The following is a 22,917-nucleotide window of genomic DNA, read 5'->3' on the forward strand; positions in this document are numbered from 1 at the left end:
TCAGTCATAGTTTTAGAAGCTTACATTTAAACCAAAATTAATCACACGCATTACCGGATATTGCGGTACGCCACTGGACATAGATTCCGGATCTGATATTTTCAGCTTATCAAATGTCAGCAGATTATAACCGGTCATAAATACACGCATCTTTTCCATCCCTATCTTTGGCATAAACGGGAGGCGGAAGTTATAACCGATTTCAATGTTCTTCAAACGCAGGTAACTTGCATCCTTCACCCACAACTCGGAATCCCGATAGTTATTCTTCACACCGTCAATCGTGGCACGTGGCAATTTAGCCGTAGCTGCCGTTTCCGGAGTCCAACGATCAGTAAATTGATGACTCATCAGAGATCTGTCGTAAGTTTCTCCAAGAGGTTTACGGAAAGTTTCTTCCAGAACACGGGATGTTTTTGTAGCTCCTACCCACAGCATACTGAAGTCAAAACCTTTATATTCAAAACCTAAAGTAAGACCGGCGTTCAGTAATGGATAACTGGGATATCCTATAGCCGTTTTATCATTATCATCAATCTTACCATCATGATTTAGATCCTCATACACTACATCTCCTTCTTTCAGGACATAGCTATGATCCGCCACATCTTCCATACCTTCGTAGTAGAATCCCCGGACTTTTAACCCAAAAGGTTGCCCCACAGGATGACCTGTTTTCAAAGTATATGTATATTCAGAAGGAACTTCATCCTGATAAACGATCTTGTTCTTCGCATAAGAAACATTCAAGTTGGTCCAATAACGAAAACTATTGATTTTATGATTCCATTTTAAGTTCAACTCAACACCTTTGTTGGAAACAATACCCAAATTCAAAACAGGTAAGCTCATTGCATGAATAATCGGATCGGTAGATGCCTTCGCCAAAATATCCGTGCGTTTTTCATAAAAGTAATCGATACTACCACTCAGCTTCTGATTAAACAAAGAAAAGTCAATACCATAATTCTGCTTGGCAGATTTCTCCCAACTCAATCCGGAGTTACCGAAGCTCTTTTCGTAAGCACCCGGAGACCAACTTGTACCCGTACCAAATTGATAACCGCTTCCTATAAAGTAACTGTTAGGCAAATACAAGAACCTATCCATAAAACCGGTTCCATACGGATGGTATCTATCATTACCTACAATACCATAAGAAGCACGTATCTTCAAGAAATTAACTACTGGATTATCTTTCAGAAATTCTTCCTGAGTAAGTACCCATCCCCCGGAAACTGCCGGAAAGAAACCATAACGATTGCCTGGAGCAAAGTTTTCAGAACCATTATAACCCACATTGCCTTCAATCAGGTATTTATTATCATAATCATACGTGACACGACCTACCAAACCAACATACCCTCTTGGAATACCGGGGTAATCACTGTCAGGATAATAGGTTTTGCTTTGGTTATAAAGGGCCAATGCAGAAAGATGATGCAGATCAAAATCACGTTTCCAGTCAAAACTGGCCTCAGCATACCAGTCACGCGACTTACCAAAACTTTCGGCATAGCTGATCAGACCGGCTTCACCGTCCTGAATATACACAACTTCATTGGGATCGGAACCTGCCGGATGCTCCATCCATGTTACATCTTTTCTATACCACGGCTGATAACTCTCTATAGAAGTAGCACGCTCTTTGGTGTGATCATATCCGCTATTGTAGGCTACCTTTATCTTAAACTGCAATCCTTTGGTGATGAAATCCAGTTTTTGTGTTAGAGCCAAGTCCAGATTGACAACATTGGTCGTCTTAGAACCGTAGCCACGTCCATAAATATTCCCCAAACCGTCAGACAATCCTACCGGCAGATATTGGCTATTACCCTTGATCCATTTCCCATCAACAATGCCAGGACCGGAGAAAGGTGTAGCCCAATAAATTCTGCGGAACAACTGATTTATATCATCACCCGAACGGGGAAAGTTTCTTTTCTCCACGCGACCTCCCATATTGATAGCCACAAGTGTTGTTTTTGTAAAATCAATATCCAGATTTGCACGGTAGTTATAACGGTTGAAATTGAAGTTAGCATCGTAACGGGTATCATGGTTTTTAAAGAAACCTTTCTGATCCAGCATACCCATCGAAATGAAGTATCGAACCCTTTCCGTACCTCCCGATATATTCACATTTCCCTGAGTCTGAGGCGCCGACGACTTAAACAACAGCTCCATCCAGTCCGTATCCGGATATATGATAGGATTAGAATGTGTACGAAAAGCCTCTACTGCTTCAGGAGTAAACTTGGGATCTTTGCCATCATTCGTATAAGCTTCATTCAAAAATGTGGCATAATCATAGCTATTCACAAATTCCGGCATCCGCGTCGGAGTCTGGATACCATAAGAAAAAGAAGCGTTAATCTTAGCTTTACCCTCTTTTCCTCGTTTAGTAGTAACAATGATTACACCATTAGCGCCACGTACACCGAATACAGCCGTTGAAGAAGCATCTTTCAAAATCGTAATATTTTCCACTTCATTAGGATCAATCTGGAAAAAACTGCGCTCTACCCCATCAACCAGATATAGAGGCTTAGCATTCATTGTGTTCAACGTACTGATACCGCGAATAAAAACATCCGGGTCATCGCCACCGGGCTGTCCTGATGACTGTATGGAAGAAACTCCCGAAAGTACACCTGACAACATATTACCAATACTCGCCGTAGGTACTTTCAACAATTCATCTGTATTCACAGAACTAATAGAACCGGTCAAAGTTACTTTCTTCTGAGCGCCATAGGCCACTACTTGAACTTCCTCTAATAATGTATTAGAAGATTTCAATACAATATCAAAAGTTCCTTTACCTTTCATCGGGATTTCCTGAGTTTCCATGCCTACAAAAGACACCACTAACACTCCATTCAAATCATCAGCCCGAAAAGAAAAATGCCCGTCAATATCCGTAATAGTTCCTAATGTAGTTCCCTTAACAAGGACTCCTGCTCCAATCACCGGCTCACCTGTATCATCTTTCACCACCCCCGAAACTGTTGCAGTTTGGGCGAAAGTAGCAGCAGTCGAACAAATACATAATAATCCTACTATTAGTTTCCGGACCAACCAGAATGTAACAGTCTGATTCATCTTTTCTAAATGCTTTTCATGTCCCATACTCTTACTATTAAATTAAAATTAAAAAGGTTACTATTTACATTTGTTGCAACAGCACAAAAGTGAATAAAAAATAAGTGACTACTGTCGTGAATTCATTCATTCAAGTCGAAAATTCCTTCACCATACACTTTATGCAACGATTGAACGATCTCTTAGACTTTATTGACTGATTTTTCTACCTGTTTATTTTATATTTGTTTCTACCCTTAAAAACCGGCATAATTACTCATTTTTTATATATGATATTTAGTTTAATTTGGTATTTTTGCGAATACCACACAATATTATGAATATATGGAAAACATTCAGAAAGTATCTTTGCTATTTATACTCTCCCTGCTAATATCGTCCTTCCAGAACATACAGGGAAAGGAACATAAGATTGAATTCAAAAGTCTCCCTCCTTATATTAATATCCCTACCGATGTTCAACAGATCTATCAGGACAGGGATGGTTTTATCTGGTTTGCAACCCGCAACGGGGTATGCCGCTTCGATGGTTACGAACTTGAAATCATCAAGTCGAACCTCTATACTCCCGGAGCCTTATCCAGCAATGACATTCTTGCCATACAAGAAGACTACCAACACCGATTATGGATAGGTACCAGCTATGGTTTAAACATGCTTGACAAGAAAAGCGGAAAGATTCAAAAAGAATTTGGGGCTCTGAACAACGAGCGAGTCCAGTCTATACTGATAACTAAAGATAATACAATTTGGTTAGGCACCGGTAGTTCTCTATATAAAAGCAACAATGATCCCGAGCAGTCCAATACATCTATAAGTTTCACCAAAGTCAGATCCATGGATGTGAAATCTCTTGTAGAAGCCCCCAATAACCAAATATGGATAGGAACCTGGAGTGATGGGCTATATCGCTATATTACCGCTACAGACAGCTTAGTATCCTACCCTGCTATTAATCCTTTGAATTCCGCTTACTTTCTATTCCAGGATAGCAAAGAACAAATCTGGATCGGGACTTGGGGATATGGCTTATACAAGCTTCATCATCCATATGATCAGGAAAAAGCTTATTTTGAGAAGTTCGCACATGAAGAAGGCAACAGCAATAGTTTAATACATAATTTAATTTACTCCATCTCCGAAGATTCGAGTACCGGGAACCTATGGATAGGAACCCTGGAAGGTTTAAGTTGCTTTAACGGAAAGGATTTTCTCAACTACACACCAAATATTCCTTCCAATGGGTTGCCATACAATGAAATTATTAGTATTTTCAGAGACCGAACCGGAACAATGTGGCTAGGATTTCTTGGCGGAAGAGTTTACTGGGTACGACCACAAAATTTGCAATTCAACCTTCACCAACTTTCCCATGCATCTGTCGGAACAGCCTGTAGCAATATCCAAGGCCTGACAGTATACAAAAACGATCTGTGGATTGGATTAGAGAAACATAGTTTCATTATTCACGACCGCACCACAAACTCTAATAGTAAAAGAGAAAAAGCATTTAATCCTTCCATACTTCAATCAGAATATACTTATTATTCCTTTTTAAAACCTCGACACAAAGATGAACTATGGTTGGGTAGTTATGGTAATGGGGTCTACATATATCACCCTGAAGAGAGTGGCAAGCCGCTATCAAATATGCGTTCACCTGAAATTCCTCATTTTCCAAACTTTATATATTGTATGTTTGAGGACAATCGGCAAAATGTATATTTAGGCTCCACCACAGGATTAAGTATCCTGACGAAAGAAGGGAAATTCTATCACTACAACAATTTACTTTCTCCTCAAGGGCAATACTCACATAGCGTATATTCCATCGCCCAAGACAGTCTCAACAATATCTGGATAGGAACAGATCATAGCGGTATATTTCGCATAAATCCAACTCAAGACCTCAGTAATTGCACATTCAGTTCTTACTCTATCAATAATAACAAAATAAATTCCAATGAAATACAATGCATATTTGTGAATAAAGAAGGAAATATCCTCGCAGGAACAGATGGAGGAGGATTGAATTTATATGATCCTCATCTGGATTCTTTTATTTCAATCCATACCCAATATAATATTCCGGGAGACATGATATGCAGCATCCTGGAAGACAAGCAACAAAATCTATGGATGGGAAGTAATGTCGGATTAATTAAATTAAATCTGAAAGATTCTATTGCCGAAAGCAAATGCCGTCTCTATACCACTTCAGACGGTTTACAAGACAATAAATTTGCACGGGGAGCAGCATGCCAAGCAGAAGATGGAGAAATGTTCTTTGGAGGTCCCCAGGGATACAATTCTTTTTATCCGGAAAAGTTAACGGCTGATGAGTTACAGCCAGACATATTCATAACTGATATACAGGTACAAAACAAATCAGTGAAAGACCTCCCAGCTAAAGATAAATTAAACATAATGTCTGATCTGGCACCCGGATATGCTCAGACCCTTCACTTAAATTACAAACAAAATGATTTTACCTGTAAACTATCTGTTTTGAATTTTTACAATCCGGAGAAAAATGAATATGCTTATAGATTGGATGGTTTAGACCATACATGGCAATACACCACTGACAGAAGCAACATTATCTCTTATAGCAATCTGGAAAGCGGAACCTATACGCTATATATAAAAGGGACGAATGGGAATGGAAAATGGAGTAAAGTAGAAAAAGCATTAACCATCATCATTACCCCTCCCTGGTGGAATAGTATGTGGGCTTATATAGCCTATGCTATCTTCTTAATAGCAGTTATTGCCTATACCATACATTTTATCAGGAAAAGAATAAGACTAAAAAATACACTCCGCATAAAAGAAGTAGAGCAAAGGAAACAAGAAGAACTGAACCGCGCCAAACTACAATTCTTTACCAATATCACGCACGAGCTTCTTACTCCGCTGACTATTATTTCAGTCACATTGAATGAGATAAAAAGTATCGCTCCTCAAATAAGCGATTATTATTCTATTATGGACAATAATATCAATCGCTTAAAACGATTGCTGCAACAAATTCTGGAATTCAGAAAAGCAGAATCGGGCAACCTGAAACTTAAAGTATCTCAAGGCAATATTGCTTCCTTCATCCGAAAAAGCGTCGATAGTTTTCTGCCTCTGCTCAGGAATAAGAAAATGCAACTCGACATGTCAATCGAACAAGAAGAAATCATCGGATACTTCGACCCTGACAAAGTCGACAAGATTCTCTATAATCTTTTATCCAATGCTTTCAAATATAACAGAGAAGGGAAAACAATACGCGTCAATGTGTCTTATGGCTCTTCAAAAAGAGAAATTATTATATCTGTTAGCGACAACGGAGAAGGGATCTCCAAAGAGAATCTTTCTAAACTGTTTAATCGCTTTTATGAAGGAGATTATCGCAAGTATCATACTACAGGACATGGAATAGGTCTGTCTTTAACCAAAGAACTTGCAGTGTTACATCATGGTAAAATTGAAGTTGAAAGCCAGATCAATGAGGGAACGACATTTCGTGTCACCCTGCCCATTATTGAAGAGGAGTTTACTGAAGAAGAAATAGACAGAAGTATTCTTCCCTTACCCGAAACGGTATCAGATTCCCTCTCTGTGATATCTTCTCTGAACAAAGAAGAAACCATAGAAATCACAGAAAAAATTGATAAGAAAAAGCTGCTATTAGTAGAAGACAATGAAGACTTATTAAAAGTCATGGCCGATTCATTGTCCCGTGAATACCACATCATCAAAGCCACCAACGGTAAAGAAGCCATTGAACAATTAGAAAAAACAAAAGATATCGTAGTAGTCATATCGGATGTGATGATGCCTGTCATGAATGGTATCGAACTTTGTCATTATATGAAGAAGCAAGATGAATGGCTACATATTCCAATCATCCTGCTGACGGCTAAAAGCAGTGAGTCAGATATCATTGAAGGATATGAAGCCGGGGCAGACGATTACATAACCAAACCGTTTCAACTGACATTGCTACTGGTTAAGATAAAGAGCCTGCTTAAAAACAAAGAAAACCTACTCAAAAATTATTCCAATATCATTGCTTTTGAAATGCAAAAGCCTAATATAGACTCCGCGGACAAGGAGTTCTTACAACAAGCTATCAATTGTGTATATGAGCACTTGGATGACATCAAATTCGATCAACAAGCATTTGCAGATGCTATGCGAGTGAGCAAATCAACTTTATACAGAAAGTTAAAGAGCCTGTCGAATGAAGGTCCCTCTGTTTTCATTTCTGATATACGCTTACAAACAGCTTATAAGATTCTTTCTGATAACCCCAGTATGCGTATTTCCGACTTGGCTTATACTGTAGGATATAATGATCCCAAATATTTTAGCAGTTGCTTCAAAAAGAAGTTCAAAGTATTGCCCAGAGATATATCACAAGAATGATGCTATTCAGGCAATGTAACAGGGAATATATCACTATCTCTGTGTTCCCGCTTAATAATCTCTTTCATCTGCTTCACAATATCAGGATGGGCAGCTGCAATATTATGATCTTCATGCACATCATTTGAGAGATCATACAGATAAGGTGTCCCTTTCTTTACCAATAATTTCCAGTCTCCCATGCGGACACCAATCTGATCTGTTTCATGGAACTCCCAATAAAGAAAATCATGTTTTTGCTGCTTGCCATCATCCCCCAACAAGGTCGAAGCAAAAGAAATACCGTCGAAGCAGTCATTCTTTATCTTCTTATTTATGTACTTCTTCGGAAATGCTTTATCCCCCATCAACTCACAAAATGTAGGCATCACATCGTAGAAAGCCAATTGGTGATCATTGACCATGCCTGCTGATACACGCCCTGGCCAACGCACAATAAAGGGGATTCGTATACCACCCTCATGGCATTGCCGTTTCAGACCACGCAGCTTACCATCCCGTCCGAAAAATTCGGGATCCGCTCCACCCTCTTCGTGAGGGCCGTTATCACTGCTAAAGATAACGATCGTATTATCATCAAGACCTTTCTCTTTCAGCTTCCTCAAGACTTCGCCTACATAACTGTCGAGACGGGTAATCATACCGGCAAACTCAGCATGGGTATGTTCCACGGCATTATAACGCGAACCTTCGGAACCTCCCCAGGTTTTATCTCTGAAAAATTGCTTTTTGTATCCTTTAAGAATGGAGTCATTGGGCTGTGCCAATTCCGCATGTGGAAGCGTATAAGTGAAGAAGCCATAAAAAGGTTGTTTGCCATCCTGCTTATCAATCCACTCCATGGCTTTCTGATGAATCAAATCGGCAGAATATTGCGAACGCTTTTTGTAATCATCACCAAACATGGGATAATTGATGTTGTCTTCCATTACAATACGTACGACTCCAGTATCTCCTTCCTCTTTACTGTATCTGTTCAGGAAATTGGGATAGTACAAATGTGCCTGAAACTGACATATATAACCGTAAAATTCATCTACACCCCGCTTATCCGGTGTGGAGCAGGAACCTTCATAGCCGCCCGCCCATTTACCGAAAACTCCTGTAGTATAGCCGTTCTTCTTCATGATTTCGGGCAGAATAATGTGGTCTTCATCATACGGTTCCTGCCCTACGACAGAGAAATCTTTATTGATGCCGTATGTCACGGCAGGAACATTTTTCCAATATTCTTTATTACCACGCACATGAGTATGCCCAGTGTGCTGCCCGGTCATCAAAGAAGCACGGGAAGGTGCACTAACCGGACTACCGGCATAAGCTTGGGTAAACAACATACCTTCCTGCGCCATACGGTCGAGGTTGGGCGTTTGGATATATTTCTGTCCGTAACACCCCAAGTCGCCATAGCCCATATCATCGCAGAGAATGAAAATGATATTAGGCTTGGATGAATTATTTGCCGCATTGCTGTATAAAGAAATAGCGGTCAACAATCCTGTCCCCAAAGTTACTTTTATAGATTTCATATCATTGTTTTTTCTATTTTACCGGGACGGTTCATTCATTTCTTCTCTCCGAAATCCTCCTGTTGTTGCTCCACTTCTTTCAGTTTCTGCATATTCTGTTCTTTCTGCAACCGTTCCTGTTCTAACTCAGCAGCCGATTTTACTGTTGTTCCTCCCAACCCGGTAGCAGAAGCGCTTGAAATAAGCACCGCCTCTTTTTCTGAATATAGTAATGGATGCTCTGTCAGCACACTTTCCAACTCCAAAACAGCACTGGTGGGCATCTGCGAACCTTCAAACAACACACTGGCTATCACCTTTATCTTGCCCGGTTTCAAGGTCGACTGTATCAGTACCGGAGCAGTGCCCCACTTTACAGGTGCGGGATTTGCCAATATAGAAGCATCTCCCAGAAGGCGTCCTTCGCCTTCTACATGGAACTTCACATAATAATTATTCAAGCGCTTTATATTTCCATTTTTATCAGCAACGGCAGCCACCACTGTTACAAAGTCGGAGCCATCAGCTTTCAAGTTAACCCCTTCATTATCTACCCAAAGCAGTAGCTTCTCCGGACGACGTGCCGGATGCACCTCATGGGTGGCAACCACTTTGCCATCTATCAGCCCTTCGGCCAGCAAAAGTACATCTTCTTGTTTTTTCTTCCGGGACATGGCTTTGTCCATCTGAAAATCATAGACATCCGGGAAAGTGATAACAGGTGAAGGCATACCGGCTTCTGTCAGTGGCTTGCTGTAAGTAGACACTTTCCCGTCTCTCATGAAAGTAAGCCGGACTTCCTCGCAATTCGAATAAACAGTGACATCCTTACTTGAGAATGGAGTCATTTCATGGGCTATATAAACCATCGGGCCAGTCTCGAAAAGGCGTTCCTGTTTCTCGGGCGAACGCTGTGCCTTGAACATATAATACGAATACTTGGGCTGACGGAATACATCCATCAATCCACCATAAAACGGATCGGGATGGTAACCACGTTGATGATCGAACGAGTGCCAGAGACATCCACCCACGTGTTGCCGGGGAGTGCGATAAAGAGCATCATAGCAAGTATAAGTATAGGTAGGATTGGCATAATGCCGGGCCTGGATGAGCATGGGTTGCTCTCCCCAGTTGCGTGCTACACGACTGGGTGAGTTATGCGAACTCCAATCATCCACATTGTCACCCCACTCGCGGGTAAAATAGGTAATTTTAGGATCAGCATTCGGATCACCCCAGGCCTTCCCATCAAAAGACGGATGGGTGAAAAGTACCGGGAAATATTCTTTGCCACGCGCTCCGCTGTCGCAACCCGAATAACAATAAGGGTAAGGATATTCCTGATCGACCAGTTCACGGGTCTTCTTGGCAAAATCATCCGGATACCAAGTTTCATTCAGGATAGGTTCCCACAACCAGACACAAGCATGATTACGGTCACGGCGTACCAGATTACGTATATCACTATATACACGTCGTGCAAATTCAGGGGCATCATTCCAGAACTGCCAGCCCGGAGTATTGACTATTACAAACAAACCGAGTTCATCGCATGCATCCATGAAAGCCGGGTCTTGCGGACAATGGGCATTGCGGATCACCTTCATTCCCGCATCCCGCAGTTTCTTTGCGTCACGCCAGTGAATGCTGTTGGGTACTGCATTACCTACTACAGCAAAGTCCTGGTGGCGATTGGCACCGATCAACGGTTCTTTATAAGGTCTGCCGTTCAGCCAGAAACCATCCTTACCTTTAAATTCCACACTGCGGATACCAATACGGCGACGGTAACCATCCACCACTTTTCCTTCGTGATTGCGGATACGTACAATCAGATTATATAAAGTAGGAGTCTCCGGACTCCACAACAATGGATTCTTTACCGTGATTTTATCTTTTGAAGTAACAGCCTTACCCGGATGTACCTGTATTTTATCATTCAGGAACGCCACCTGAGTACCATCCGGTTGCTGCAATTCATATTCCACAACTCCTGTAAAAGTTTTACGGCTATCATTACGTAGATGAGCTTTCAACAATACTTCAGCCGAAGCATCCGATACTTTATCATAAGCCACAAACAGACCGCCACCTGCGACTTCGTCCTCAAAGTTAGGGTCAGTGATAAAGACAGGATTATGAGCTACCAGCCAGCAATCACGGTAGATACCACCGAAGTAGGTAAAATCAAGAACATCCTGTGCCTTTCCGGGAGGATAAGACGGATCATCACTATTGTCCGCCCATACGGCAATCACATTATCCTCTCCCCATTTCAAGGCATCGGTTACATCTACGACCACCGGCAAGTAACCACCAAAATGCTCTTTTATCAACCGGCCATTCACAAACACCTTGCTCTTCCCCATGATGGCTTCAAAATGCAGGAATAACTTCTTTCCTTTCAATGCATCTGCGGGAGTGAAGTGCTTACGATACCAAACTTCACCTTGGTAATTGATACAACCGCTGGCTTCTGTAGGCAGATATTCAATCCCATTAGGCAGGGAGACTACAGCCCATTCCGTATCATCAAAACTCATAGCCTCAGCACCGGCAACGCTTCCTTTATAAAAACGCCAGGCCGGATTCATGGAAAACACTTCACGTCCGGAATTGGGTAATTCGAAGAAACCGGCAGTGGAAAACTCTGGTTGGTGAAACGCCTGCAATGCGCTGCAGGGAACTAACAATAAAACAATTAGAATTAAATGAATGATTTTTCTCATGAAGATAGTATTATTTTAGGTGTACACGATTTGATGCAACAACAACTGTTTACAACATCCGATACAAAAATAGGGCAAAACAGAAGATACGTATCACAATAATCACTATTTTTTAATCCAATTTTGTCTAACCACCCATTCTTTTTTACCTTCAACAAGACGAAAGAGTATAATATAAGGATGAGAATGTATTCGTGTTGATACATTCTCATCCATCCCAATTTAGAAACGACTGATTACCTTAAATTATTCTACCTTTACTATCCGAATATCAAATAGTCCTCCTACCGTATTATTTTTCTTTGCATGTAACTTCACCGTCACGGTTTTCTTTCCGGAAAGCAATTCTTTGGGAAGCGATACTACTTCATAATAGAATAAATCCGGAATGTCTTTAGGTTGGCAACGATCTATTGTAGCAATCTGCTTTCCATCTACCAATACATCAAATACCCTTGCACCTTCATCCGTATTGATGAACTGCATGTAGAGACTTTGAGGTACATCCGGCAACACCGCCATCTGGTACATAAAGTAACCGCCATTGGAAGCATGCCTCCATGAACGACCATATGCTTCACCCCAATCCATATTCACACCCGCCAGTTTATGATCGCTCTCCGAAAGTGGCGACTGAATCAGTACATGGTCTACCGTATTCGCTTGCAACATCTCATTTTCCTGAATAGTCTTCTTTTCCTGTTCATAAACAGCCTGATAATCTTTCATCTGTTTATAAAGCGGGAAATAGATGGCATAGCGGTTGAAATGAATTCTATTGAAAGGAATCAACTCAAAAGTAGTGGAAGCTACCTCCGATGAACATTCAAACACTAATTCCTTATCCGATTTTCTGGAAACTGCTTTCTTTATTTTATCTAAAGAACCTATTAACGCAGGAGCTGTCAGCATTGGAATTTCTAAAGTGGCAACCGTTCTTTTCGGGAATCTGAAACTATAGGCTTCTTCCAGTCCATTATTGTCGACTTTTGCTGCCAGGACTATGGGACCATAGAGAAATGCAGCATATTTATCACTGCCTTTCAGATATTCTACTGTAACCTGGGGAGTTAATTCCACCTCTACTTTGTCTCCATTGCTCCACGAGCGGTCCAACTGTACATAACCTTCAGTATTCGGAGCTAACTGCATCTTCTTGCCATTCACCCATACGGTCATCTTCTTCGCAATCGACCAATGAGGCTTGCGGATATTCAAAGTGAAATGAACGCCAGCAGCCGTATTGATTACAAAACCCACCTTATTATTATCAGGGAAGTCCGTGTTCTGTACCAGTTTCACACCTTTATCTTTCCAGTTCAGCTCGGAAGGCATAAAGAGGTTGACATACAACTCGGAACCTTGATGCGCATATATCATCTTTCCAAACTTTGCAGGAGCCTCCATACCTGTACCGGTACAGCACCAGAAACTATGATGCTGGGTTCCATATATCCGGTAATGTGCCGGACGCATAGAAGTATAGTAAGTACACATTCCTTCATGAGGATCATAATTAGCCAGGATATGATTATACAATACCCGTTCGTAATAATCCACCATCTTCATTCTTCCGTAATCCTGATACAAGGTTTCCGTCAGCCTCATCATATTCACGGAATTACAAGACTCCGGTCCTCCGTCACTTGGCACTCTCTTTTCAAACTGATCTACCGGGAAGAAGTGCTCTCCCGTACTGTTTCCACCAATCACCCAGGTATGCTTGTCTACCACAGTTTCCCAGAAAAACTGTGCCGCCCGGGTATACTTATCTTCCTGGGTATAGTTGTATACCTTCTCGAAACCCGTGAACTTGGGAATTTGCGTATTGGCATGCCAACCGTTCAATACATCCCGTTCCTCGGCTGCGGGAATAAGCATGTCTTCATCATTCAGAAGTTTAGCCCATTTCAGATACTTCTCATCGCCTGTAATCTCGTATACAGTGATATACGACTCATTGATAGAACCATGTTCACATACCAGTAACTCCTGAATCTGTTCATAACTCAGTTTATCCAGAACCTGATATCCAAACCAGTCAGCCATCTTCACCAGTACATCTTTTGCTTGAGGGAGATCACAACTCAGATAGGCATTATACAACCCTAACATGATTTTATTCATGATGTATACAGGTTCCCATACCCCGTTGATTGTCGGATTGTTGGTAGTGAACTTTCCACTCACTACTTCTTCAAAGATGCGTCGCCCGTTGATAGTTGCCAACAGATAGCCATCTCCCTGGGCATCCTGACACTCTTTCAGTCCGCGAACCATCTTTTCAATCTTTCTCTTCAGTGCCTCATCTCCCGTAGCTTCATACATCATTGACATGGAAGACAACGAGAAGCCCATAATATGCCCGGCCAGAGGGCCACCACCCCAGACATCTTCGGACTCCCAGAAAGGATAAGCAGGTGCATCAGGAGCAAGACCTGCCTCCCGCCGGAACCAGGATAACAGACGTTCCGGCTCCAATGATAGTAGATAAGCATGATCCAGTTCCTGAATATCTTTAAACTGACTATCGCCAAGTCTCACGTCCGTAAGCGGAAACAAAGTCCGTTGTGTGGGTTGCACAGGGTTCACCACTATTTTAGTATCTGCAGCTTCGGCAGTTGTGTAGGCACTTAGCAAAGTACCTACCAGCAAACAAGTTATATATTTCATCCGTTCTGTTTTATGTATAAAATTTACCAACCATGATTCTGAATCAGGTTCTTATTCTTATCGATCTCAGTCTGTGGAATCGGGAACAGGTAATGCTTATCCTCAAATACACGTTTCATCAGTTTCGAGCGTTTGTAAAATACGGATAAACCCACTTGCTTCGACTCGGAAGGAACATTCAGATTCAATCCTGATTGCTGTGCAGCCTTTTCCAATTCTTGTATAACAGGAAGTGAATTCATGCCCGTAACATTCGCACCATCCACCTTTTTAGCTATCATCCAGCGACGTACATCATAGAAACGATGGTTCTCATAGAATAACTCTACCCGACGTTCGTTTCTGATTCTCTTACGCATTCCCACCTGGGTTTTATCCTCTTCAGTGATGGGAAGTGAAGGCATACCTACCCTGTTTCTCACTGCATTGATAGCACTATATACTTTGTCATCCGGTCTATCCAAGTATTCATTCCAAGCTTCGGCACAATTCAAATATTGTTCAGCCAAACGGAACAATGGATAATGATGGCTTGTACGCCATGACATTTTCAAATTAATATTAGGATCCATCCATTTACGAATACCATATCCTGTTTCACAACTCTTTCCTACCAGCTTCTTATTCCCCTCAAAGAAGTCATCACTATTATTCAGCCAATAAGCATAGTATAGCGGACGATTGACAAATTCCGACTTCCAATAAGTTCCCTGGAATAATATGGAGGCATAAAAACGCGGATCACGATCCTTATACATATTAGATATATTCTCAACATGTTTCATCGTTTTTCCGTCATGCAATTCACCTGACCAGAAACCTGTTTCCGTATATCCGGACTCCGGATTTATCTGAGGATTACCATTTGCATCATAAATCACACAACCATCGTCATCCATCTTGAAAGGGAAATAACCGTCTTTGGTTTCATATGCATCCACCATCTCCTGCAAAACAGAGAACTTACCATAACCACCGTAATCACCGGCATTGGAGGTACATTCCTGATCAATCGTCATATCCGTACCCAGCAATCCCGGAAGAATGATTTCCTTGGAATGCGTGTTATCATAGAAGAGTTTCGCATAATTATCCACCGGATTGGAAGGATTGGGCTGTTCAAGAATGATACCTGCACGAGCACTCCAATCTATTACAGCTTGTGCTGCTTCCGCCGCTCTTTTCCATAACTCTTTATCGTATCCCTGAGGGAATAACTGCGTACCATCAGGATTTATCTGGTCAGCATACATCTTGTTACCATTGTACAAAGGACTTGCCATATACAGCAAGGTACGGGCTTTCAGTGCCAGACAGGCCCCCTTAGTAATTCGTCCCAATTCTTGGGTAGAATAGGAATCAGGCAATCCGGCTGCAGCAATATCCAATTCAGAACAGATATAATCGACTACTTCAGTCACAGAAGCTCTCGGCAACATCGTATTCTCCACATTAGAAATGTCCACCAACTCCTTTGGCAAAGGAATAGCACCGTACTGACGGAAAAGATCGAAAAAGAAATAGGCTCTGAAGAAACGGGCTTCCTCCTTATACTGCTTCACACGATCCGAATAATATGCTATTTGTGTAGCTTTCAATTCTACTTTATCTATATTGTCAATGAAAACAGTGGCACGACGAACGAAATTGTACATAAACTTCCATTCACCCAGCGGGTTATTCGAAGCGCCCCATGCCCCGCTGTTATACAACAGTCTGGAAGCCGGAGTTTCCCAATGATCATACATCTCATCGGTACAAGCACCCAGCTCACTCTTGAATCCGTCACGCCTCAAGCTCCCATGGTCCCAATATAAGCTCCAGTAAATACGTCCCAAGGCCAGTTCCGCAGTTTTGATATCACTGAAGATTTCTTCTTCAGAGGAAACTTCTGTCGGTGCAATATCCAGATAGTCACAAGACGTTGTCAGCATGACAGAACATATAAATAATAGTATAAATTTTATCTTTTTCATATCTGTATTTCTTTAAAAGGTCAAGTTTACTCCGATATTATATATTTTCTGTTGAGGGTAGTTACCCGAGTTATGAGGCATTTCCGGATCGAAGACTTTAATCTTATCCCAAGTGATCAGATTTTCTCCTGTCAGATAGAAGCGGCAGCCTGCCATTCCCATCCGTTTGCAAACAGCTTCTGGCAACGAATAACCGATCTCAAGATTCTTCAGACGGAGGTAGTCGGAGGAACGCGTCCAGTAGGAACTTGCCTGATAATTGTTTGGATTAGAGTCAGATGTCATACGAGGATAGTCTACCTTTGCATTCTGCGCCGGAATATTGTCCTTCGACCAGTAATTACCTTTCACATCGGCAAGGACATTGGAGAAGCGAGCAAAGGGCCAAACCAGATCACCGGAATACCAGATATATGCTCCGGCAGCTCCCTGGAACAGTACACTCAGGTCAAAGCCTTTATAACTACCGCCCAATGAAAGACCGAATATCTTATCAGGTTTATCGATACGTCCCAAAAAGCCCTCATCTTCCGCATCAATCACATTGTCATTATTCAAGTCCTTATATTTGATATCACCGGGCTGCACATTACCATACATTTGTTTCGGACTGTTAGCAATATCTTCTTCCGATTCAAACAAACCGATAGCTGTCAGTCCCCACATCTCACCAATCCGACGTCCTTCGTTTTCACGCCACTCACGGCCCACATAGTCAGGTTCGGTCATATCAATGATCTTATTGCGTGCATAAGAGAAATTGGCTACAGCAAAGATGCTGGCATTACGGAAAGCCTTACGATATTCCAATTCTAATTCAAAACCTTTATTATCTACAATACCTGCATTGATAAGCGGAAGGGACTCCACACCCGAGAGGTCGGGAATAGTCAAAGGAGTAGTGAGAATATTCGTACGGTGTTCGAAGAAGATGTCACCGGTGAAACGCAACTGATTATTGAACAAAGCTATATCCAAACCGACATCTATCTTCCGGGCACGTTCCCACGTTACATTCGGATTTCCGGTAGTGGCTTCCTGGGCACCTCCCAGATACCAACCATCGCGCACATAACCAAAGTTATAACCATACATATTCGGGTTCCAAGTCGTCATATACATAAAGCGGCTACCACCAATCTGGTCATTTCCCACTTCACCGAAAGAAGCCCTTAACTTTAACATATCGAGCCAGGATACATTATTCTTTATAAAGTTCTCTTCTGAAATTAACCAGCTACCGGACACGGCAGGGAAGAAACCAAAACGCTTACCTTTCGGGAAGTTCTCGGAACCGTTATATCCCGCATTAAATTCAAAATAATACTTCTTGTCCAAATTATATGTAACACGCCCCACCAGACCTTGTCGGCGATAAGGCAAACCAGCCACCGCATTCTGAGTACCTCCACCCACACTCGGTGTATTTTGTTGTTGGTTATACAATGCCAGTAAACCTACCTGATGCCGTCCAAATTGTCTGTCATAATTCAAAGAGGCTTCTACTACGGCTGTTCTCCAACCATTGGCAATCACATCATAACCTAATGTCGTATTACCATCTCCTACGGAAGAATAAGTTCCTTTGGATAGATCCGTTTCATTTTCATCAATTGAGAATGTATAAGACTTATAAGAACGATGTCTGTTCACATTTCGCCAATTACTATTATCAAAACTTATACGTCCTTTGGCAGTCAAACCTTTCACCAGTCCCGACATATCCCAAGATAATCCCACCGTAGCATTCAACGTTGTGGTATGGTGTGCCCCATAACCGGTCTGCGTAAGAAGAGCATACGGATTAGCATTTTTACCTGCAATTTCACCGATGGATCCATCCGGATTAAGCATAGGATACCACCAGGAAGGAGTTTGTTGTATAGCTTTGAAGATAGTTCCTGCCGCCTGACCGGGGAAGTTGTTATCTTGGATAATTCCTCCAAGATTCAGTTCCATCTTCAGTCTCTTAGAGAAATCCACATCCAGATTGGAACGGAAATTATAGCGTTCGGAACGTACCTGAGTATCGTAATCATTCAAGTCCGTATGCTTGTACATTCCACTTTGATTCAGATAGGATACGGATATATAGTAACGAACGGCACCGCTACCACCCGATACATTGACATTGGCCTGAGTTTTGAATGAGGCTTTCCGCAACAACTCTTCTTGCCAGTTTACATTAGGATACAAATACTGGTAAGTAGGGTTACTGCGATCACGGAACTTCTCAATATACTCATCCGTATATGTTGCATAATTAAGACCATCATTCTTCAGACCTTCTCTGTAAAGTTGCAAAGCATCATATGATTCCAGATATTCCGGCAATCGGGTAGGATTCAGCACTGCTTGCTGCACATTAACATTAATGCGAGGCTTACCCTCAGATCCTCTTTTCGTAGTAACAATCACAACTCCATTCGCACCACGCACTCCATATACGGCTGTGGAAGAAGCATCTTTCAGGATAGAAATACTTTCTATTTCATTCGGGTCGATATCACCAAAAGCGCGTTCAATGCCATCTACAATAACTAACGGATTGGAAGCAGTCTGATAGGTTCCTTGACCACGTACCCAGATGGTAGCACCGTCATAACCCGGTTCTCCAGAGTACTGAATAGCAGTAACACCGGTCAACTTACCTGCCAATGAATTAGATATATTGGCAACAGGAGATTGAGTTAGTTCTTTGGTACTGACAGCAGATACAGCACCCGTTACCGTCACTTTTTTCTGAGTACCATAACCAACTACTACAACTTCATCCAACATTTCATTGGATTCCTGCATCACAACATTCAATACAGACTGATTTTTCAACTGGATTTCCTGTTTCTGATATCCTATATAAGAGAATACCAATATAGCATTGCTCGAAACATTCGTGATTTCGTACTGCCCGTCAGCACCGGTAATCACTCCCTGGGCAGTTCCTTTCACTGTGATAAGTACACCTATTAAGGGTTCTTTGTCGACGCCTGTCACTGTTCCCTTTATTGTTTTTGTAGCTTGTGTCGTAGAAGCTACAGCAGCAACATCGGCAAACAAAGCAAGGGGTGAATTGACAAACAACAATGTCATAATCAAACAAATCCCCCAGCAGGAATGCCATTTGTCAGGGAGCATTCCAACATCAAATACTCTTTTCTTTTCCATAAATTAGATCAATTAATAAGTATAACAATAGTGTATTATAAGAACTCATAGTATCAAATCTGTCTCATTTTCCAGAAATCCGCAGTTTGATTAACACAAATGTAGGGATTAGAAGAGAAGATTTACATCATAATTTTGGCAAAAGACAATAAAATCCTGTCATTAATAGGGGGTACAAAAGGTTCTTGGCAAGCTTTGCAAAGATTCTTTCAACACAGAACTGTCAAAGGGGGCAGGCTGTCTTATGAATTGTAATTGCCATATTTGTATATGGCAGAAAATGCAATCATATCAGTTTTAAGAGGCACTATACTAACTATCAAATAGAAATAGAAACAAGCATTTTCCTTTCTATACTATCAGCTTCTTGAAATTCTACGAACTCAAGGTTTGAATAAAACGAGCTATCTGGAAAAAAGAAATCATATTTTGCGGGAAAGAACCTGCCTATTTACTCCAAAACAAACGGTCTATTTACCCCAAACATACAATCTAATCAGTCAAAACACACAATCTGTTTCTATAAAACAGATAATCCTTTTTCCAAGGCTACACCATTTTGCTCAAAAGGTGTAACCTTTTACCCCATTAGGTGTAGCCATGTATCATAAAGGGTATAACCATTCCGCCAACCAGAACAAATAAGTTCTGGTTGGCGGAAGCACTTGAAGCAAAGAAAACTTTCCTTTTCAATACAGTTCAGACAGATTCAAATCCAAACGTGCAAGATATTAGAAATTATATAGCATTTTATCACATTATTCCCAGTCTTAGTATCTCTTCAAATCTTTGAAACGCAAAATCCTTGCGTTTCTTTTCACTTCTTTATAAATGGGACGGACGAAAGGATTCTGAAAGAGCCAAATTATCATTTTGCCATTTTGCTACTTCATTCCTACACTCTCCTATTCCTTTTGTTTTTGTGTCCGGCAACCGAATACTCCTCCGGCAATCATTCCGGGCAAAGCCTGAATCTTCACCGTCACACTTTTTCTGCCTTTCGTCAAATTAGCAGGTATGGGATAAGCCCTGTCAATCCAGGCACTATAAGTTTCCGCCCGCAGTTTTTGCTCACCAATCTTCCGGTCATTTACCAGAATCTCAAACTCCCGGTTACCACCATCCGTACTGAGATAAGTCAACACCAATTCCATCGGTCGTTCCGCATCCACCTTCATTGTATAGGAGAACCAACCGCCATCCGATGCATCCCGCCAAGTATTGGGTCCTCCGGTATGCGTATTCTTACCTTTCAGGTTATGGGCTACCTCCGAGTCAGTATGCCCGATAATAACTTTATCCGTCATACGCCCACGCTCTATCAGTTGATTCTTCAGAATTGTTTCATCCGAAGGAAACCATACGGTCATCTCACCATTTCCCCTATGGGAACGTGCATAATAAGGAATCAAAGTAAGGGAATCAATTACAGACTTGATGACTTTAAAGTTATCCTCAGCAACAATCCGTTCAGCCTTGCCCTTCAATACATTTACTCCACCGAACATGGCATTTTCAAAAACGGGCGCAAAAGCTGTTTCCGGTTTCAGTACATAGTTAAGAACTACATTCTTATTATCGGCAAATTCAGCGCAATAAACAATCGGGCCGCGTTCCACAGCTATATGATTGACATCAGCTTCCACCAGATCATTTGCCTTACATGTATGTACCTCCATGGGTAAATTCATTTCAATGACATCACCCGGTTTCCAATCTTCCGACAGAACAGCATAGCCTTTTTCCATTCTGTACTCTTTGGCGCGTCCATTTACGGTTATCTCCACCGCTGGTTTATGGGTTGCCGTATAGTTATACAAATCAGAAGGAACCGGCTGATCATTCACCCATCCGGGAATACGCAGCATTACGTCGAAGTGCTTCTTGCTTTCGGGTGTCAATGTCAGTATGACTTTACCATCCCAAGGGTAATCAGTTTGTTGTGTCAGCTTAATATGCTCTCCACTGTTTAAAACAACTTCGGCCTCATTGGCTCCGTATAAGTTGACATACATTCCTTTGGCAGAAACCGCATACACATATCCGGGAACTGAAGGAATGAAACGGGATAAATTGGAAGGACAGCAAGAGCAATCAAACCATTCGCTACGTTCGGCACCATTCTCATCACAAGTCAACACATTCGGATAAAAGAATTTCTTGCCATCCAGACTGATGCCACTCAGCACACCATTATACAAGGAACGCTCCAGAACATCAATATATTTGGAATCTCCATGCAACATAAACATGCGCAGATTCCACATACAGTTGGCTATAGCGGCGCAAGTCTCACAGTAGGCGGTACTATTGGGTAATTCATAGTTCTTGCCGAAAGCTTCGCCGTGACGGGTGGAACCGATACCACCGGTGATATACATTTTCTTTCCAACTACATTTTCCCAAAGCTTATCTATAGCATTCTTATAAGGTTCTTCGTTCTTAAGTGCGGCAACATCTGTCATTGCAGAGTACATGTAAGTAGCTCTCACGGCATGGCCTACCGCCTCATCCTGTTCCAGCACCGGTTTATGATCCTGCCAGTAAGCGCCGTTGCGGAACTGGTCTTCACTACTACGGTCGTACTTATCATACTTTCCACGTGCATCCAAGAAGAACTGGGACAGATCGAGATAACGTTTATCTCCCGTTACCCGGTAGAGTTTAACCAAACCGATTTCAACTTCCTGATGTCCGGGTGCTACCGTGATTTTCCCTTCTTCCGGTCCAAAAGTCTCGCATAGCAGATTCGCACTCTTTATCGCTATATCCAGGAACGAACGTTTCCCTGTTGCCAGATAATGAGCCACCGCGGCTTCGTACATATGTCCTACATTATAGAGCTCATGACTATTATCCCGTTCATTCTCCCATCTTTCCTTACCGATCCACGGATGGTTTCCGCCACTTGTACGGACTGTATACAAGTATCCGTCCGGTTCCTGCGCGGCAGCAATCAGGGTGATAAGACTATCCACATAAGCGTCCAACGCCTTATCCTGCTTGACCGCCATCAGATAAGAAGCTCCTTCCATAATTTTATAGACATCCGAATCATCAAACGGATAAGGTGAATTGAACTCACCCTCCATCAATTTGCCTGCTACGGCAAAATTATCGATGCGATGCGTATCTTCACATTTCTGGAAAGCAAAAGGAACGGTTACACTACGAATGGTTTCGATACGTGGCGCCCAAAAGTTATCATTGAAATGCACATTGGTAAAAGGCACATCCTTATAAAAGTAATCAGACTTTTCCTGCATAGACTCACAGGAAAGGAGAGCACAGGAAGCCAAAAGGACGATCAGTGTTTTCTTCATGGTTATTCTATATTTT

8 protein-coding genes are annotated in these 22,917 nt (G+C 41.8%); 1 reads left to right on the forward strand and 7 read right to left on the reverse strand.

Annotation, left to right across the window (positions count from 1 at the left end; translation table 11 throughout):
- Positions 1-12: 12 nt before the first annotated feature.
- Positions 13-3,132: a TonB-dependent receptor gene (locus K429_RS0108300; protein ID WP_022208460.1), complete on the reverse strand. Its 3,120-nt coding sequence runs from the start codon at positions 3,130-3,132 to the stop codon at positions 13-15.
- A 297-nt stretch (positions 3,133-3,429) separates the two neighbouring features.
- Here K429_RS0108300 and K429_RS0108305 point away from each other — a divergent pair, with 297 nt between their 5' ends.
- On the forward strand, positions 3,430-7,524 hold the full coding sequence (locus tag K429_RS0108305; RefSeq protein WP_026366602.1) for a hybrid sensor histidine kinase/response regulator transcription factor: 4,095 nt from the start codon (positions 3,430-3,432) through the stop codon (positions 7,522-7,524).
- 2 nt (positions 7,525-7,526) lie between these two features.
- Here K429_RS0108305 and K429_RS0108310 read toward each other — a convergent pair whose 3' ends face one another.
- From K429_RS0108310 to K429_RS0108335, 6 genes are all read right to left on the reverse strand, one after another.
- Complete coding sequence (locus K429_RS0108310; protein ID WP_026366603.1) at positions 7,527-9,053, reverse strand: arylsulfatase; 1,527 nt, start codon at positions 9,051-9,053, stop codon at positions 7,527-7,529.
- 35 nt (positions 9,054-9,088) lie between these two features.
- Positions 9,089-11,764: a glycoside hydrolase family 2 TIM barrel-domain containing protein gene (locus K429_RS0108315; protein ID WP_026366604.1), complete on the reverse strand. Its 2,676-nt coding sequence runs from the start codon at positions 11,762-11,764 to the stop codon at positions 9,089-9,091.
- A gap of 246 nt (positions 11,765-12,010) precedes the next feature.
- On the reverse strand, positions 12,011-14,437 hold the full coding sequence (locus K429_RS0108320) for a glycoside hydrolase family 127 protein (protein ID WP_026366605.1): 2,427 nt from the start codon (positions 14,435-14,437) through the stop codon (positions 12,011-12,013).
- A 23-nt stretch (positions 14,438-14,460) separates the two neighbouring features.
- Positions 14,461-16,413, reverse strand: a complete 1,953-nt coding sequence (locus tag K429_RS0108325) for a RagB/SusD family nutrient uptake outer membrane protein (RefSeq protein WP_022208454.1) — start codon at positions 16,411-16,413, stop codon at positions 14,461-14,463.
- 12 nt (positions 16,414-16,425) lie between these two features.
- Positions 16,426-19,578, reverse strand: coding sequence for a TonB-dependent receptor (locus tag K429_RS0108330; RefSeq protein WP_026366607.1), 3,153 nt, complete (start codon positions 19,576-19,578; stop codon positions 16,426-16,428).
- A gap of 905 nt (positions 19,579-20,483) precedes the next feature.
- The gene (locus K429_RS0108335) at positions 20,484-22,901 is read right to left on the reverse strand and encodes a glycoside hydrolase family 127 protein (protein WP_026366608.1); all 2,418 of its coding nucleotides are present in this window, start codon (positions 22,899-22,901) and stop codon (positions 20,484-20,486) included.
- Between the last annotated feature and the right edge of the window lie 16 nt (positions 22,902-22,917).

It is taken from the genome of Bacteroides sp. 14(A) (assembly GCF_000526555.1).
Lineage (GTDB): Bacteria > Bacteroidota > Bacteroidia > Bacteroidales > Bacteroidaceae > Bacteroides > Bacteroides cellulosilyticus.

Coding starts and splice junctions, on each gene's coding strand:
- K429_RS0108300 (WP_022208460.1), bottom strand. CDS start 3,132: ATGGGACATGAAAAGCATTTAGAAAAGATGAATCAGACTGTTACATTC.
- K429_RS0108305 (WP_026366602.1), top strand. CDS start 3,430: ATGGAAAACATTCAGAAAGTATCTTTGCTATTTATACTCTCCCTGCTA.
- K429_RS0108310 (WP_026366603.1), bottom strand. CDS start 9,053: ATGAAATCTATAAAAGTAACTTTGGGGACAGGATTGTTGACCGCTATT.
- K429_RS0108315 (WP_026366604.1), bottom strand. CDS start 11,764: ATGAGAAAAATCATTCATTTAATTCTAATTGTTTTATTGTTAGTTCCC.
- K429_RS0108320 (WP_026366605.1), bottom strand. CDS start 14,437: ATGAAATATATAACTTGTTTGCTGGTAGGTACTTTGCTAAGTGCCTAC.
- K429_RS0108325 (WP_022208454.1), bottom strand. CDS start 16,413: ATGAAAAAGATAAAATTTATACTATTATTTATATGTTCTGTCATGCTG.
- K429_RS0108330 (WP_026366607.1), bottom strand. CDS start 19,578: ATGGAAAAGAAAAGAGTATTTGATGTTGGAATGCTCCCTGACAAATGG.
- K429_RS0108335 (WP_026366608.1), bottom strand. CDS start 22,901: ATGAAGAAAACACTGATCGTCCTTTTGGCTTCCTGTGCTCTCCTTTCC.